The following is a 15,760-nucleotide window of genomic DNA, read 5'->3' as shown; positions in this document are numbered from 1 at the left end:
CGGCCGGGCCACCACGGCCCTCAGCATCCCCGGAAGCCGGACGTCCATGGCGAACCGGGCCGTGCCCTGGACCTTGGACACGATATCGAGCCGGACATCCTGGCGCCCGATCCGTGTGAACGCTTCGGGGTCCTTGAGCCTCACCTCCGCGGGGGGCTTCGCGGCGGCGGCCCTCCGGGCAAGCGCGCCGAAGGTGGCCTGCCGACCGCTACCGGGATGGGAGACGATGCCGTTTTTCACGGTGATCTCCCCTGCCGGCAACCGCCACGCGGCGGCGGCCGCGGCAACAAACATGGCCCGGGCCGCCGCGCCCGCCCTCCGGTACTGCTCATAGGAATTGGCGATGCTGGTGCTGCCTCCGGTGGCCTGGATCGCCCCGAAGAGAAGGTTGTTGTAACGTGTCTCATCGGCGGGCGCCGACGCGACGCGGACCCTCCGCCAGTCGGCGTCCAGCTCCTCCGCCAGGAGGGTGGCGAGACCGGTGTAGATCCCCTGGCCGGTTTCCAGGTGCTTGGCGATGACCGTCACTACGCCGGTTTCGCTGACGCGGACAAAGGGGTTGAGGGCGAAGGATTGGCCGTCGCCCGAGCCTGCGGCATCCGAAGGATGGTCTTTCAGGATGGCCGGATTCTTCGCGTCCGTGCCGGGATTCGATACCATCCTTTGGGCGGCCTCCCGGATCGCGGTCCGAACCCGGGCGTAGGTGGCGCACCGGCAGAGGTTTTTCCGCATGGCCCGGGCGACGGCCGCATCGTTCGGGTCGGGTGTTTCCCGAAGCAGGGCTGCGGCCTGGAGGATCTGGCCGGGCTGGCACCAGCCGCACTGTGGCACCTGGGCGTCGACCCAGGCCTGCTTGACGGGATGGTCCCAGGGGATTCCCTCGATGGTGAAGATCTCTTTGCCCGCCGCGGCCTCGGCCGTGACGATGCAGGACGGCCGGGCCTTTCCGGCCAGGAGCACGGTGCACCCCCCGCAAAGGCCTTTTCCGCATCCGAATTTTGTTCCGGTCAGGCCGAGGATGTCCCTCAAGACCCAGAGAAGCGGCATATCCGGCGCCACATCCACCGTGAATCGTTCTCCGTTCACAAGGAATGTCGTCTTCATCTTTTTTCTCCTTTTTCGGGCACTCGGAGGCGCCGCTGCCGCCCGCCAGGCGGTCTCAGGGGGGTGCCGACGGGGCGCCTCCGGATAAACAGCACCGACGCGGATTTACGGCAGTCCCTGCCATAGGGCCGGAAAATCCCCGCAGCGGCTCGGGTTCGATGATGCCCCGGATCTCGAAAGTTGGGTTTCGGTGGGAAAGTTGGGTAACGGACGCCGCCCGCGGCGGGTCATTGCTGCGCCGAACGCATGACTCCCGGGATCATGAACCCCGGATTCATTCATATAATGATTAACAATGCCGGGGGAGCTTGTCAAATCCGGGGCCGGGGGTCCCTTTTCAGTCGGCGCCGGACCAGAATCCCGTAAAAAAGGCTGTTGACGGCCACGACGCCGATCCCGAGAAGGAGCTGGTGGCGGTGGGTGAGGCCATCGGGGTAAATGACCGGCGTAAGGTAGGTTTCGATAAAGCCGCCCGGGTATCCTGCCTCGCCGCCCATCACCCTCAGGCGGTTTTCCAGGGGCGTGAGGGGGCAGATCCACCCGGTGAATTCGATGAGGGCCCCCCATCCGGCCGCCGGGAGATGCAGCCACATCAGCCGCGGCCATTTCAGGACCAGAAGCCCGCCGGCCGCAACGAAGAGGATGAAGGCGAAATGCAGCGCCACGACGGCGTCGGCAAGGAGGCGGTGGATCATTTCCGGCCCCGGATCGCATCCCGCGCCTTCGCTGCGGGATCGTTCATGCTGAACGGTTTCTGAACAAAATGGACCCCCTCTTCGAGCACGCCGCGATCGGCGATCCCGTTGGACCTGAAGCCGGAGATCAAGAGAACCCTGCCCTCCCCGTCCGATTTCGGGTAACCGGAGGTCGGCTCAGCCCTCCGTGACCCCGTCGACCTCGGCGATGGGGTTGTCGAAATCATACCCGAACAGGCGCGGATCCTCGCCGATGACCGCAGCGGAAAAGATATAAAAAACATAGTTATAAGTTTCTTCGGGAATTTTATTGCGGTATCTTGAGATCAACTCCCAGAAGTTTCTCTCGCGGGTATTTTTGGGCATGGACCGGATCAGGTTCAGCACCCGGTTCTCGCCCCAGTTGTAGGAAGCCATGACCAGCAGCCCGGAGGCCTGGGCGTCCGTCGTATAGATATCCCTCAGATACTGGGCGGCCGCCAGGGTCGACTTCCCGAAATTGTGGCGCTCGTCGTTGGGATCGGGCACCGGCCTTTGGACCAGGGGGCCGGTTCGCAGGTAATACATTTCGGCGGTGGAGGGAATGAACTGCCACATTCCCTTGGCAATGCCGAACCGGGTCTCCGGGCCGCAGGCATCGGGGTTGAAATTGCTCTCCTGGAGGGCGAGATAAAAAAACTGGGTCGGCAGGCCGTGCCGGCGAAGGGTCCGGACGATGTTGGAGACGTAGCCCCGGGAGGTCGCGCGTCGGATCGCCTGTTCCAGCCGGGGCGTCGATTTCCATTTTTCGATATACCGCATGACCTCCCGGACAAAGCCTTCGGGCATGTTGACCTCGCACTCCCCGAACCGGCGGGCCATATGCAGAATGATCCGCTCCTGGGGGCGCTGCCCCTTGCCGTAGACATCCAGGGTATCGACAAACCGGTTGTAGCTCTCCTCAAGGGTCCGCTGCCGGTCCCGGAACGCCGCGATCTGGGCGGCGGACGCATCGGTCTTCTGAGCCTCGGCGGCCTTCACCACCTTGGCCAGCTCCAGCTCCAGGGATTTCATGTTATAGAAGATATCGACGGCAAGCCTTCGCTGGAGTTGGACCTGCCGGTGCTTGTAGATCGCGTAGGCCCCGGTCGCGAGGCACAGCACCGTGATGCCGGCGATGACGGCGCCGTAAAGCCGCCGCTCCTTTTTCTTGACCTTAGCATAGGCCTTCCGCACCATCATGGTATGTTCGCCGGCGGCGGTGGTGTCTTCCGCGCTGCCGAAGTAGTGCCGCTGGTAGTCGCTGAGGGTCCGGGAATCGACCCCGGGAGGTTCGGGAGCCCCGGCCCCGGCTTCCGCCGTTTCAAAGGCCAGGGTCAGCACCGGACCCGACCGCCCCAGGCGGATACGGGTGGTGCCGGTGATCTCCATCCGGTCGATCTTCCGGCCCTCGACGAACACCCCGTTGGCGCTGCCGAGATCCTGAAGCCACCATCTTCCGCCGTCGATGAACACATCGGCATGGTTGCGGCTCACCTCGCGGCCGACGAGCTGTATCTGGCAGTTTGTATGCCGCCCGATGCGGAACCAGTTTTCAAACAGGAATTCCGCGGCCGGGACCGCTCCGCCTTCAACGGTCACTCTCAGTCGGGGAGGATCGGAAGATGCCATGGGGGTTCGCCTCTTTTGCGATGAAATCATTGCGCCCGGGGCGGCCGGGCGGATCGGTTATCCGCCGTACCCTTCTCCGGCCAGCCCGTTGTCCGGATCGCCTTCGTCGACCATGCGGGCAAGGAGCGCCCGCTCCGACGCCCGGGGCAGGCGCCCGGTCAGGTGAACAAATCCGACCTGCTCTCCCTGCTGGTTCGTGAGCAGGGCTTCGGCCTCGGCCCGGCCGCTTTCGGCGATCCGGGTGATCGTGACGTCGCAGCGGACCCTCTCGCCGAAGTAGACGGGCTTGATGAACTTGAAGTTCATGCCGCTGGCGAGCCAGCCCACCTGGCCGCCGAACTCGCAGACCATGGAGCCCACCAGGAGGCCGTGGCAGATCAGACCCGTGAAGCCCTTGGCCTCTATCCAGCGCTCGTCGTAGTGAACCGGGTTGTAGTCATGGGTCATGTCGCCGAACGCCAAGGTCTCCGCCTTCGTGAACACGCGCTCGCAGCTGAAGGTGTCCCCTTCCGAGAGCCCTTCTATCGCCATTTTTCGAATTGGATTTGCCATGTTTCCTGTTTTTGTTTTCGGCCGCAGCCCCGCGGCTCTCCAGGCAGGGCGCGGGGCTGCCTGCTCCTCCCGGAATGCCGCCTGGATACTTTATAATAACAACGCATCTCCCCGCATTTCAAGGGCGACTGCGAGCGGGGGGTGTTGAAACCCTCAGGGGACGACGACGACCTCCCGATGGAGGGCCACGCCGAACCTGTCCAGGACCGATTGCCGGATCCGCTCCGACAGGTCGTAGATCTCCCTGCCGGTTGCCCCGCCCGGGTTCACCAGCACCAGGGCATGGTCCCGATGCACGGCGGCATTGCCCAGGGACCGCCCCTTCCAGCCGCAGCGTTCGATGAGCCACCCCGCGGGGAGCTTGAAGCGATCATCGCCCGCAGGGTAGTACGGCAGATCGGGAAAGGCGCGGCGGAGCCCCGCCACCCTTTCGCCCGAAACCACCGGGTTCTTGAAGAAGCTGCCCGCATTGGGGACGACGGCCGGGTCGGGGAGCTTGCTCTCCCGGATCCCGATCACCGCCCTTCGAAGATTGGCCAGGGTCAAGGCCCCGATTCGGTCGACCGCGGTCTTGACGCCGGGATACCGGACCACATACTCGGGCTGTCGGGTCAGCCTGAACACCACCGCGGTGATGATGAACCGGCCTGCCCCGTCATCCTTGAATCGGCTGTGCCGGTAGCCGAGGCCGCACGAGGCCCCCGAAAAAACCACTCGCCGCCCGTCCATGAGGGAGACGGCCTCCACGGTGTCGACAAAATCCCCCACTTCAACCCCGTAGGCGCCGATGTTCTGGACCACGCTGGCGCCGACGTTTCCCGGAATGCGGGAGAGGTTTTCGATGCCGCCCCAGCCATGGGCCACGGCAAAGGCCACGAGATCGTCCCAGGACTCTCCGGCCATGGCCCTCACCCGGACGTGGTCCGGCCCGCGCGCCGCCACCGAAATCCCCTTCATGGCCGGGTGGAGGACCACCCCGTCGAAATCATCCACGAAAAGGAGATTGCTGCCCCCGCCCAGCACCAGGTGACGAAGGCCCTTCAGCCGGTCTCCCCTCAGAAAGTCGATGATCTCGCCGTCCTCGTCAAACCGGACGTAGTCCCGGGCCGCAGCCTCGACCTGGAAGGTCGTGAGGGGTTTCAGAGAAATATTTTTTTTGATGATCATGGATCTGGATTCAACCGGATGATCTTTCTGCGCGGTCATGGGCTTTCCGCGATCTTCCGGTGTCCCGACCGCGAAAGCGCCTGTCAGGGACAGTCTATAATATCTGAGATGGAAGGATTGCAAGGAGAAATTCGGAATGCTCTCCGTTGTGGACCATCAGCGCTGCCCCCGGACGCCATCGCGGCCGGAAGAGAGCCGGCGGCGCCCGTGCGGGCGCCAAAGCCGTCAGCGCCCGGTCGCCCGTTCACTCAGTTCTTTGAAATTAATCGCATTTTCAGGCGGATGCAGCACCCAGTCCCGGATCATGTCCCGAATCCGGCGGACCGCCTCGAGCTTCTCCGTCTCGGTGCCCGCAGCAGCCGCCGGATCTGGAAACGGCCAGTGCCAGCGTTTCGTGACGCCGGGAAAAATAGGGCATCTGGATTCCGTGTCATGGCACACCGTGATGACATGCTGGAAGAGTTTTCCCTGTTTGAACAGCTCCAGGACGCTTCGGGGTTTCTTTTTCGACAGATCGATTCCGGCTTCTGCCATGACCTGGACGACCAGGGGGTTGACGGCCTCCGCCGGCGCCAGCCCCGCGCTTTCGACCTCGAAATGCTCTCCGTGGAATTCCCTTAGAAATGCCTCCGCCATCTGACTGCGGCCGCTGTTGTGCTGACAGATAAACAGAACGGTGATCTTTCTTTTCATGGTCCCCTCCGATGCCGATCGATGCATCTTTTGTGTTGGATTCATCCCTCCGAATCTGACGGCGCAACGCCTGAAACCGTCGATTCGGAACATCACGATACCGTAGGGGAAGATTGTTAGACCCGTATTAGGATGATCGTTTCCCGCAGGTTTATCTCATCGTGCCGAAAAACGTCCGCCCCCTATGGACCAAATTTATATATCCTATATTATATCGATAGGTTGAAATATTTTTTCTCCTCGAATAAAAAGACTTGCTTTTTATATGAATATCGTTATATTTCCGCGCAATACGGCGCCGTCAACGCCTTACCTGCCTGAACCCAGGCAATCTCTGAACTCACTTCAGAACAGGACAAGGAGAATTTCATGGAGCATGTCCCGGTCATCCCGGATGGCCAAACCGACTGCCGCAGCCCCCTGATCGCCGATGAGGCCGACGACGAGCCTCCCGACCCGGGGGAAGCCATAGGACTGCATCACGCACCTTCGCCCCCTTCCCTTGAATTGCGCCTCAAAAGCGGTTTGATCGTACGTTTTCCCGTCCATCGAACCACTGCAAGCAACCCCATGACCCGCACGTTTCGGAAACGCTTTTTTCCGAAGGTGCCGGGAAAAGTCTGGAATGACTGGCACTGGCAGGCCGGCCACAGGATCCGCACGACGGCGGAGCTGGTCCGGTACATCCCCGACCTCTCCCTTGAGGAGAAAAAGGCCCTGTATCACACGGACATCCGCCTGCCGTTGGGCATCACCCCGTATTACCTGAGCCTGATCTCGCCCGATGATCCGGAGCAGCCCCTGCGCCGCACGGTGATTCCGGTCCATCAGGAATTGATCCAGACCCCCGGAGAGGCCGACGACCCCCTCGGGGAAGAGGCCCAGAGCCCGGTGCCGGGGCTGGTTCACCGCTATCCCGACCGCGTGCTGCTCCTGGCCCTGGATTTTTGCTCGACCTATTGCCGCTACTGCACGCGGTCGCGGGTGGTGGGCCACGGCACCCTGCACCCCAACCGGTCCCGGTTCGAGAAGGCCCTGGCCTACATCGAATCCAAACCGGCGATCCGGGATGTGCTGATCTCGGGCGGCGACCCGCTGATGCTGGGAGACGACCGCCTGGAGTGGATCCTCTCCCGCCTCCGCCGGATCCCCCATGTGGAGATCATCCGGATCGGCACCAAGGTGCCGGCGGTGCTGCCACACCGGATCACCCCCCAACTGGTCAAAATGCTGAGGCGCTACCACCCCCTGTGGATGAGCCTCCATTTCACCCATCCGGACGAATGCACCCTGGAATCCCAGCGGGCATGCAGCCTGCTGGCGGATGCGGGCATCCCCCTGGGCTCCCAGACGGTGCTGCTCAAGGGCGTCAACGACACGGTGGAGACCATGAAAACCCTGGTGCAGCACCTGATGAAGATGCGGGTGCGGCCCTACTATCTCTACCAATGCGACCCCATCTCCGGATCCGCCCACTTCAGGACGACGGTGGAGGCCGGCATGGAGATCATCCGGGGGCTCAGGGGGTTCACCACCGGCTATGCCGTCCCCACCTACGTGGTGGATGCGCCGGCCGGCGGCGGGAAAATCCCCCTCATGCCCGATTATATCGAGGGCCGGGAAGGCGGGGACCTGATCCTGCGCAATTATGAGGGCGGAAGGTATCGTTATCCCGACGCCTTTTGCAGCCCGGTCTGATTTCCGGGATCGGAATGATATGGGGAGGCCCGGCGTTTTCCGGGCTTCCTTTTTTTATGGCACAAGGAGTTGACACACATGACCCTGACCATCGGCCTGACCTACGACCTGCGGTCCGAGTACCTGGCCCTGGGCTACACAGAACTGGAGACCGCGGAATTCGACCGGGACGACACCATCACGGCCATTGAAGGTGCCCTGGGGGAGCTGGGCCACCGGGCCGAGCGCATCGGCAACGGCCGGCAGCTCGCTGCGGCCCTGGTGGCGGGCCGCCGCTGGGACCTGGTGTTCAACATCGCCGAAGGGCTTCACGGCATCGGCCGCGAGGCCCAGGTCCCTGCCCTGCTGGACCTGTACGAGATCCCCTACACCTTTTCCGACCCCCTGGTCATGAGCCTGACCCTCCACAAGGGCATGACCAAACGCATAGTCCGGGATGCCGGCGTGCCCACCAGCGATTTCCACGTGGCGGAAACCGGGGCGGATGCGGAGGGGGTCGGCTTCGGCCCGCCCTACTTCATCAAACCCGTGGCCGAAGGCACGGGCAAGGGAATCAGCCCCGCCTCCATCCTCCGGGACCGGGCGGAACTGGCCCCGGCCTGCGACCGGATGATCCGGATTCACCGCCAGGCCGTCATCATCGAGCCCTACCTGCCGGGCCGGGAGTTCACCGTGGGGATCCTGGGGACCGGGGCGAGCGCCCGGGCGCTCGGGACCATCGAGGTCCACCTTCGGGAGACGGCCGAGCCGGGGGTCTATTCCTACGTCAACAAGGCGCAGTTCGAGGAGCGGGTCTTTTACCGGCTGTTCCGGCCCGGGGAGGACCCCGTGGTCGACCGGGCCGAGGCCGTCTCCCTTTCGGCCTGGAAGGTCCTGGGATGCCGGGATGCCGGCCGGATCGACATCCGCTGCGATGCCGACGGCCGCCCCCTGTTCATGGAGGTCAACCCCCTGGCGGGCATCCACCCCCACCACTCGGATCTGCCCATCATCTGCAAGCATCTGGGCTTTCCCTACCTGAGCCTCATCCAGACGATCGTGGACTCTGCCGCCTCCCGAATCCGGAAGACGGCCTGATGCGGGTCGCCATCGTCCATGACAGCGTCTCGGATACGGACGGCCCCGATGCGCGGGATGTGCGGGTCCAGGCCCGGGCCGTGGCCGGGGCCTTGGAGGAGCTGGGCCATCCGGTCCGCACCCTCCCCTGCACCCTGAACCTGGAAGCGATGCGGGAGGCGCTCCTGGCCTTTCAGGCCGAGCGAGTGTTCAACCTGGTGGAGTCCCTCGCCGGGCACGGGCGCCTGATCCATCTGGTGCCGGCCTGCCTGGACGCCCTTTGCATCCCTTACACCGGCGCGAAAACGGGGCCCATGTTCCTCACCTCCCACAAGGTCATGGCCAAGGAGCGCCTGAAGCACGCAGGTCTTCCCACGGCCGAATGGGTCGGCCCCTGCCCCGGGCCACCAGCCCGGCCCGAAACGCGCGCCGATGACTGGATCATCAAGTCCGTATGGGAGCACGCCTCCATCGGCCTGGACGAGGGCGCCGTCGTCAGGGTTTCGGAGGCGGGCGCGCTGTGGCCCCTGCTGGCGGCGCGCGCCCTGAAACTGGGCGGGCTCTGCTTCGCCGAGCGCTACATCGAGGGCCGGGAATTCAACCTGTCCCTGCTGGCCTGCGAAGACGGCCCCCAGGTCCTGCCGCCGGCGGAGATCCGATTTTCGGGATACGGCGCCGGAAGGCCGCGCATCGTGGATTACCGTGCCAAGTGGGACGAGTCTTCCTTTGAGTACCGCCATACCAGGCGCACCTTTGATTTTGAAGACCGGGACGCCGGGCTCCTGGACCGGCTCCGGGGCCTGGCCCTCGATTGCTGGGCCGCCTTCGGCCTCTCCGGGTATGCCCGGGTGGACTTCCGGGTGGATGATGCCGGGCGGCCCTGGATCCTGGAGATCAACGCCAACCCCTGCCTCTCCCCGGACGCCGGATTCGCGGCGGCCCTGGAAACGGCCGGGATCGCCTACACCGAAGCCATCCAGCGCATCCTGGCGGACACGCATCCCGGAGTTGATCTCCCGCGGGCGGAAACCAGCCGCGAGCCCGAGGTGCCGGTTCACGGGGTCGGTTTCCGCTTCACCCCCGAATCCCTAGATGTGGCCCGGGTCCGGGAACTGGTCGCGATCACCGGGTTCTTTTCAGAAGAGGAGGCAGGGGTCGCCGGCGAACTGGTCGAGGAGCGCCTGGACAAAGGCCCTGCGAGCGGCTACGATTTCGTCATGGCCGACCATGAGGGCCTTCTGACCGGCTATGCCTGTTTTGGTCCCATCCCCTGCACCACGGCCAGCTTCGACCTGTACTGGATCGCGGTCCATCCGGAATTCCAGGGTCGGGGCCTGGGGCGGCGCCTGCTGCGGGAATCCGAGCGATTGATCAAATCGGCCGGCGGCCGCCGCGTTTACGTGGACACCTCCCGGCGGGCCCAGTATGCCGGCACCCGGTCGTTTTATGAAAGCTGCGGATACCGGCTGGAAACCGTGCTCCAGGACTTTTACAGCCCCGGCGACGGCAAGGCCGTCTACTGCAAGGTTTTGGTCTGAAAAGGAGGGCTTCCTTGCGTCAAGGTTCGATTTTGAGGCCGAGATGCTTGCAGAATTGGATGAGGTCTTTCCATCCATCCCGCGCGATGACGTGAAGAATGGATTTATCCAGATCACGGTACTCGTGAATCGCGACATTTCGGAAACCGGTCATGGCCCGGAGATGCGTTTCGAGTTCCTGTGGAATGATGCCGGCTTTCCGCATCAGGGTAAAGGCTTCGGCGCTGTTTTTCGGCATACCGAGGCGTCCTTCGGCAACAAGATGCATGGCAAGGTCTATGGCGGCCTGGCAGGCGCGTTCAATGTTCAGCGTCAGGGCGTCTGTATGGGTTACGTTGCTCAGGGTCGGATCCGCGGCATATTCTTCCTGGATCCGTCGGATGCACCGCTCGATAATGCCCGCTTTGTTCAAAGCGACGTCGTCAGGCGGTGTAGGCATGTTCCACCTCGACCCGCTGCTGCTTTAATTGAAGGTAAAGCGACAAGGCTGTCGCGGCGAAAAGATCCCTTGCATATTTATCGCGGCAGAAGATGCATTCCCCCTTGACGATCGTCTCTTTGGCATAGATCAGGTCCTGCGTGCCGAGCAGGCCGATATCGACAGGATGATGGAGAATTGTCGAAAGCGCCGCCGCCATCTCGAGGCGCGTCATGAGGCTGATGTCGCTGCCCGGGGCCGGCAAAATCGCGATGTCGATATCGCTGTCTTTTCGGAAGTGGGATTTCAGTACGGAACCCATCAGGTACGCTGCGATGACGCGGGGCTCCTGCTTGAGCTTTTCCGATAAAAGGCCGCGTTGATGGTGGGTTAAGTTCATCAATAAAGCCGTTTGGGTCTGATATGTTCGCAAAAAGTCGATCCCGTTGGAGAGCGGCATCACCGCTCTCATCCGCATGGCCAAGGTCGCGCCGCCGGATGGCGAGGAAATAAACATCAAAATAGCTGAAAATAAATTGGTATCCGTCCCATCACATGGCTGATTTCAACGATTTCAAACAGGCCCAGGGGAAGGATAAAAAATACCAGGTCAAATACGCCCCTTCGAAAGGCTTTAGGTGATATTTGCAATGTTTCCAATTCGATATAATTGCGCAAAGACGGGATCAAGCGCCGCGGCACCTTTTCCGTATAGTCTTCATACTCGGCGCCGAATATTTCCTTGAGTTTGACCTCCTCCCTTCGGATGGTAAACGGATAGTACGCCATGAACGCAACCGCGATGATTCCCGGAACAACAAATGTCTCCGTACCAAAACCGATGCCCACCGCACCAATCAGACTGAACAGGTACAATGGGTTTCTGCAGATCGAATAAGGGCCTTCCTGGATCAGCCGTTCATCCTTGTTTCCCGCAATGTAGGAGAAGCACCAGGCGCGGCCGATCACGCCGATCGCGACGAGGATTACCCCGAAGAAAAACAGGGTCTCTTCAAGAACGGGGAATTGAGACTGCCAACGCGCGGTGCCGAAAAAATAATAGCCCGCCAGCAATGCACAGAACAGCCAGGTCGTTATAAATCTATTTCTCAATATATTCATTTGATGGTCTCCAATTGTTTAGCTTCGGGGAATGGCCGATAAACCCTTATAACACATTTCCACTATCATAGCGTTATGCGAATCGAAAATACAACCGCAAACTCCTTCCACCATCAAAAGCAACATTCGTAACACTGCTCGGTTACCTCGGTGCCCCACTGAACGCCGCGGTGCTGCCGGACAAGCCTGAAACCGGCATCCTCATACAGGTGTCTGGCGGCATCCAGGCCCTCGAATGTCCAGAGGTATATTTTGGGGTAGCTCCTGCGCCTGCAAAAATCGACGGCCCGCTTCACCAGTTCCCGGCCCAGCCCCTTCCCTCTCAGGGCATCGGACAGGATGAACCAACGCAGATGGGCGCCTTCATCCGCGGCATGAATGCCGTCGATGAAAATAGCGCCTTCCACCCGGCTCCCGGCGACAGCGATCCAGGCGCCGTCCCGGTCTTCGTCGTATCGGCTGAGGAACGCGGAAAGCTCCGTGGCGACTTTCGCCTCGAAATAGAGGCCAAACCCCCAGTGCGCGTGGTAATACACCCCATGAAGTTCGGAAACCCGGCCAATCGCGCCGGGGAGGTATCCGCTCTCGATCTCCCAGCGCAATTCATGCTCTCCCATGAAGTTCACCCCATTCTGGTATCGTTTCATCCGCGGACCGCAGCAGCACGCCGCCCCTCCCACGCATCAATCTTCTGCCACGAGCGGCTCTATGGCGGACACGATCTCCTCCACATCATCGGGCAACACCCCGGAAAACCATATCTTCTGGGGGTAAATCATCACGTTGGAGCCCTTGGCGCAAAGCCCCATGCACCCTGACGTGGAGATCCTGACCTTCCCTTTCCAGCCCCTCCCGTTGACGGCCTCCTTCAATTTCGATTTCACGGACGGGCTGTTGTTGTCCGCGCACGATTTCCTGGCTCCGCCGCGATCATTGGTGCAGACAAACACATGCGTGACATAGGGCGATTCGTTTTGATCCGGCATGGTATTCCCTCTCAAAAAAACGGTTGGCGTTGGACTTGCGGTTAAAGATTCTGGCGGCGTTGGCGTTTGTCAACGGATGGAACGCGCCTTTCTCGTTAGACCCCAAAATTCGCCCATTCCGGGCACGCCTTCTTCAGGAAATCGTTCATCTCCTCAATGTCCGATCTATTCCGGATCGCTCTGCACTGCGTCGGGCGGCGCCAGCGAATCCAGCAGAGAACGGGATTCATTCAGCAGACGCTTTCGTTTTTCAATCTCCTTGGTGTGCTGAAGCGCCTGGAAAATCGCTATATATCGCTCCCTGATGCGCCGGAATTCGAACGAGTGGTATAATCCGCTCATCCATTCGATTTCGGATGGCTGGATGCATTCCCGTATCTCTTCCGGGATATATTCGACATAATCGATATCTTCAAGGTTCGAGGAATGCCACATGTCATATTTTTGGATATCCAGCCCGATCAAGTGGGGAATCATGTAAAGATTTGACAGCATCAAATCTGCCAGCGCGTATCTGGCGCCGGCATCATCTTTCATCCGTTGGAGGCCCAGCGCCCAGCACAGCTTCTGGATGGGGTCTCCGACATCATCCGGAAATTCCGTTTTGTACCACTCGAAATATTCCCGCGACTTTTTCAGATCGTTCAACATGAAATAAAGGCAGAACAGCGAATACCGCTTGCCTCCGCCGTCATCGATGAAGCCGTGTTGTTTTTTCTCTTTTTTCAGAGCAGATAGATAACTCGATATCCGGCTTCTCAACTTTTTTTCTCCAGATGGAATTGTAAACATATCGCATTAAACTCCATAAAAAGAATCTACTCCGGCAGCGACAGGGAAACGCTCCACCGGAAGGATTTCTAAACACTTGATTTGAGCCAACCCAGGACACCCATTGCAACCTCTTCCCAACCGGGTTCGCCCACGATCCAATGGCCGTGGTTCTCGAACTCCCTGTAGGTCGACACGTTTTTGTACTTTCTCGCTATTTGGCGGACGACGGGCGGCGGGGAAATTCGGTCCTGAGCGCCCGCAACGAGCAAAACGGGGCAGGTGACCTTCGATCCCCGGACCATTAATTGTTCCCCATGCGATTGCGGGGTGGTAAGGCCATTATCCCAGGTCTTTTATTATTTTCATTATTGTTTTTAGGAGTTGGGGAATTTTGTCTCTGCAGGTATAGTAAATTTTCAGCGTTTATATCGGCATAGTGGTGGGTAAGGATATCCCGCATCCCTTTCGCCTTTTTCCAGTCCACATCCGGATATTGTTGCAGGAGCGCTCCGTTGGTAATTTTATCCAGGTTTTTCAACGATTCTCCGATGACAATCAGCACCATACAGATGGCATCCATTTTTTCGACACCTGCGGGGCAATTGGTGAAATCGGAAGCCTCACGGATGGGTTGAAAACGATCAACGATCTTTTCGGCTGCCGATTGTATCTGCTGAAGAACTTCCCCGGCGAGTTCCTTGTCACGCATATACCGCCTCCCCATCGATCCGCTTTTTTAGGAATGGATTCATGGTCTCCCTGTAGGTAACAATATCCACCGGCCGATGAAGTCTTTTTTCCAGATCTTGTTTGATGCCCACAAGCATGAAAAGGTCCGGCTTTGCGATCCGAATCACAACGTCCACGTCGCTTGATTCTATCGCCTCTTCGCGTGCAACAGATCCAAAAACGCCAATCTCCAGAATTCCGTATTCTTCAGCAAATTCTTTTTTATAGTCGGACAGGGTGTTGATAATATCTTTTTTGCGCATGGTGTCCCTGGACTCCTTTCTACTCATATCCCACCTCACGCCACATCCCCCATGCACAAATACTTGATCTCGACGTATTCGTCGATGCCGTATCGCGAGCCCTCCCGCCCGATACCCGACTCCTTGACGCCGCCGAAGGGGGCCACGGCCGTGGAGAGGATGCCGGTGTTGATGCCGACCATGCCGTATTCGAGGCCTTCGGCGACGCGCCAGACGCGGCCGATGTCGCGGGCGCAGAAATAGGCGGCGAGGCCGTAGGGGGTGTCGTTGGCCAGTTCTATGGCCTCCGCCTCGGTCTTGAACCGGAAGAGCGGCGCCACGGGGCCGAAGGCCTCCTCGGCGGCGATCCTCATGGCGGGGACGGCGTCGCCCAGGATCGTCGGCTCGAAGAAGGTGCCGCCCAGGGCATGACGCTTCCCGCCGGCCAGGAGCGTGGCCCCCTTGCTTAGAGCGTCCTGGATGAGGCGTTCGGATTTTTCCACCGCCCTCATATCGATGAGAGGCCCCTGCTCGGCGCCGTCGGTGAAGCCGTCGGCGACCTTGAGGGCGGTGACGGCCCGGGCGAATTTCCCGGCGAAGGCATCGTAGACCGCGTCCTGGACCAGGATCCGGTTTGCGCAGACGCAGGTCTGGCCGCTGTTGCGGTACTTGCAGACGACGGCCTCTGCCACGGCCCGGTCCAGGTCGGCGTCGTCGAAGACGATGAAGGGGGCGTTGCCGCCCAGCTCGAGGGAGATCTTCTTGACGGTCCCGGCGCAGGCGCGCATGAGAAGCTTGCCGGTCTCGGTGGACCCGGTGAAGCTGAGCTTGCGCACGCGGGGGTCGTCGGTCAGGGCCTTGCCGATGACGGCGGAGTTGCCCGTGACGACGTTGAAGACCCCGGGGGGGATCCCGGCCCGGTCGGCCAGCTCGGACAAGGCCAGGGCCGACAGGGGGGTCTGGCCGGCGGGCTTGACGACCATGGTGCAGCCAGCGGCCAGGGCCGGGGCGGCCTTGCGGGTGATCATGGCCGAGGGGAAGTTCCATGGGGTGATGGCGGCGCAGACCCCGACCGGCTCCTTGACCACCACGATCCGGGCATCGGCCCGATGGGTGGGGATGGTGTCGCCGTAGACGCGCTTGCCCTCCTCCGCGAACCATTCCACGAAGGCGGCGCCGTAGGCGATCTCGCCCCGGGATTCCGCGAGGGGCTTGCCCTGCTCGGCGGTCATGAGGCGGGCCAGGTCCTCCTGGTGTTTCAGGATGAGATCGAACCAGCGGCGCAGAAGGGCCGCCCGCTCTCCGGCGGTCCGGCGGCGCCATCCGGGCCAGGCGG

19 protein-coding genes are annotated in these 15,760 nt (G+C 61.2%); 3 read left to right on the top strand and 16 right to left on the bottom strand.

Annotation, left to right across the window (positions count from 1 at the left end):
- From ACEW8N_RS10485 to ACEW8N_RS10455, 7 genes are all read right to left on the bottom strand, one after another.
- On the bottom strand, positions 1-1,104 hold a 1,104-nt coding region (locus tag ACEW8N_RS10485; RefSeq protein WP_373499767.1), incomplete at its 3' end, for a 2Fe-2S iron-sulfur cluster-binding protein.
- A 311-nt stretch (positions 1,105-1,415) separates the two neighbouring features.
- Positions 1,416-1,799 (bottom strand): DUF2784 domain-containing protein, encoded by a 384-nt coding sequence (locus tag ACEW8N_RS10480; protein ID WP_373499766.1) that lies wholly within the window; start codon positions 1,797-1,799, stop codon positions 1,416-1,418.
- Between the two features lie 177 nt (positions 1,800-1,976).
- Entirely contained in the window at positions 1,977-3,449 is a 1,473-nt protein-coding gene (locus tag ACEW8N_RS10475; RefSeq protein WP_373499765.1) for an FHA domain-containing protein, read from the bottom strand.
- 57 nt (positions 3,450-3,506) lie between these two features.
- The gene (locus tag ACEW8N_RS10470; protein ID WP_373499764.1) at positions 3,507-4,001 is read right to left on the bottom strand and encodes a MaoC/PaaZ C-terminal domain-containing protein; all 495 of its coding nucleotides are present in this window, start codon (positions 3,999-4,001) and stop codon (positions 3,507-3,509) included.
- A 153-nt stretch (positions 4,002-4,154) separates the two neighbouring features.
- The gene (gene murB / locus ACEW8N_RS10465; RefSeq protein ID WP_373499763.1) at positions 4,155-5,207 is read right to left on the bottom strand and encodes a UDP-N-acetylmuramate dehydrogenase; all 1,053 of its coding nucleotides are present in this window, start codon (positions 5,205-5,207) and stop codon (positions 4,155-4,157) included.
- Between the two features lie 186 nt (positions 5,208-5,393).
- On the bottom strand, positions 5,394-5,861 hold the full coding sequence (locus ACEW8N_RS10460; protein ID WP_373499762.1) for an arsenate reductase ArsC: 468 nt from the start codon (positions 5,859-5,861) through the stop codon (positions 5,394-5,396).
- 345 nt (positions 5,862-6,206) lie between these two features.
- A complete protein-coding gene (locus ACEW8N_RS10455) occupies positions 6,207-6,344 on the bottom strand; it encodes a hypothetical protein (protein WP_373499761.1) in 138 nt (45 codons plus the stop codon).
- Positions 6,345-6,431: 87 nt separating this feature from the next.
- On the opposite strand from ACEW8N_RS10455, the gene ACEW8N_RS10450 reads away from it, so the two are divergent.
- The 3 genes from ACEW8N_RS10450 (at position 6,432) to ACEW8N_RS10440 (ending at position 10,153) form a co-directional block, all read left to right on the top strand.
- Complete coding sequence (locus ACEW8N_RS10450) at positions 6,432-7,559, top strand: KamA family radical SAM protein (RefSeq protein ID WP_373499760.1); 1,128 nt, start codon at positions 6,432-6,434, stop codon at positions 7,557-7,559.
- 78 nt (positions 7,560-7,637) lie between these two features.
- Positions 7,638-8,636: a D-alanine--D-alanine ligase gene (locus ACEW8N_RS10445; RefSeq protein ID WP_373499759.1), complete on the top strand. Its 999-nt coding sequence runs from the start codon at positions 7,638-7,640 to the stop codon at positions 8,634-8,636.
- Entirely contained in the window at positions 8,636-10,153 is a 1,518-nt protein-coding gene (locus tag ACEW8N_RS10440; RefSeq protein ID WP_373499758.1) for a GNAT family N-acetyltransferase, read from the top strand. Before ACEW8N_RS10445 ends, ACEW8N_RS10440 begins: the two co-directional genes overlap by 1 nt.
- A 19-nt stretch (positions 10,154-10,172) precedes the next feature.
- Here the strand turns inward: ACEW8N_RS10440 and ACEW8N_RS10435 are convergent, their stop codons facing one another.
- The 9 genes from ACEW8N_RS10435 to ACEW8N_RS10395 form a co-directional block, all read right to left on the bottom strand.
- Positions 10,173-10,592, bottom strand: a complete 420-nt coding sequence (locus ACEW8N_RS10435; protein ID WP_373499757.1) for a DUF86 domain-containing protein — start codon at positions 10,590-10,592, stop codon at positions 10,173-10,175.
- Complete coding sequence (locus tag ACEW8N_RS10430; RefSeq protein ID WP_373499756.1) at positions 10,576-10,971, bottom strand: nucleotidyltransferase domain-containing protein; 396 nt, start codon at positions 10,969-10,971, stop codon at positions 10,576-10,578. Before ACEW8N_RS10430 ends, ACEW8N_RS10435 begins: the two co-directional genes overlap by 17 nt.
- Positions 10,972-11,087: 116 nt before the next feature.
- Positions 11,088-11,693 (bottom strand): isoprenylcysteine carboxylmethyltransferase family protein, encoded by a 606-nt coding sequence (locus ACEW8N_RS10425; protein ID WP_373499755.1) that lies wholly within the window; start codon positions 11,691-11,693, stop codon positions 11,088-11,090.
- A gap of 113 nt (positions 11,694-11,806) precedes the next feature.
- Positions 11,807-12,310, bottom strand: a complete 504-nt coding sequence (locus ACEW8N_RS10420; protein WP_373499754.1) for a GNAT family N-acetyltransferase — start codon at positions 12,308-12,310, stop codon at positions 11,807-11,809.
- A 66-nt stretch (positions 12,311-12,376) separates the two neighbouring features.
- Positions 12,377-12,679 (bottom strand): ferredoxin, encoded by a 303-nt coding sequence (locus tag ACEW8N_RS10415; RefSeq protein ID WP_373499753.1) that lies wholly within the window; start codon positions 12,677-12,679, stop codon positions 12,377-12,379.
- 165 nt (positions 12,680-12,844) lie between these two features.
- Positions 12,845-13,216 (bottom strand): hypothetical protein, encoded by a 372-nt coding sequence (locus ACEW8N_RS10410; RefSeq protein ID WP_373499752.1) that lies wholly within the window; start codon positions 13,214-13,216, stop codon positions 12,845-12,847.
- Between the two features lie 538 nt (positions 13,217-13,754).
- Positions 13,755-14,162: a DUF86 domain-containing protein gene (locus ACEW8N_RS10405; protein WP_373499751.1), complete on the bottom strand. Its 408-nt coding sequence runs from the start codon at positions 14,160-14,162 to the stop codon at positions 13,755-13,757.
- Positions 14,155-14,472, bottom strand: coding sequence for a nucleotidyltransferase family protein (locus ACEW8N_RS10400; protein ID WP_373499750.1), 318 nt, complete (start codon positions 14,470-14,472; stop codon positions 14,155-14,157). Before ACEW8N_RS10400 ends, ACEW8N_RS10405 begins: the two co-directional genes overlap by 8 nt.
- Before the next feature lie 8 nt (positions 14,473-14,480).
- Positions 14,481-15,760, bottom strand: a 1,280-nt coding sequence (locus tag ACEW8N_RS10395; protein ID WP_373499749.1) for an NAD-dependent succinate-semialdehyde dehydrogenase, incomplete at its 5' end; no start/stop codon positions are given.

The sequence above is a fragment of the Desulfococcus sp. genome (genome assembly GCF_041737845.1).
In the GTDB taxonomy this organism is placed as follows: Bacteria; Desulfobacterota; Desulfobacteria; order Desulfobacterales; family Desulfococcaceae; genus Desulfococcus.
The sequence above is the reverse complement of the archived record's forward strand: the minus strand, read 5'-3'. Positions and strand labels throughout refer to the sequence as shown.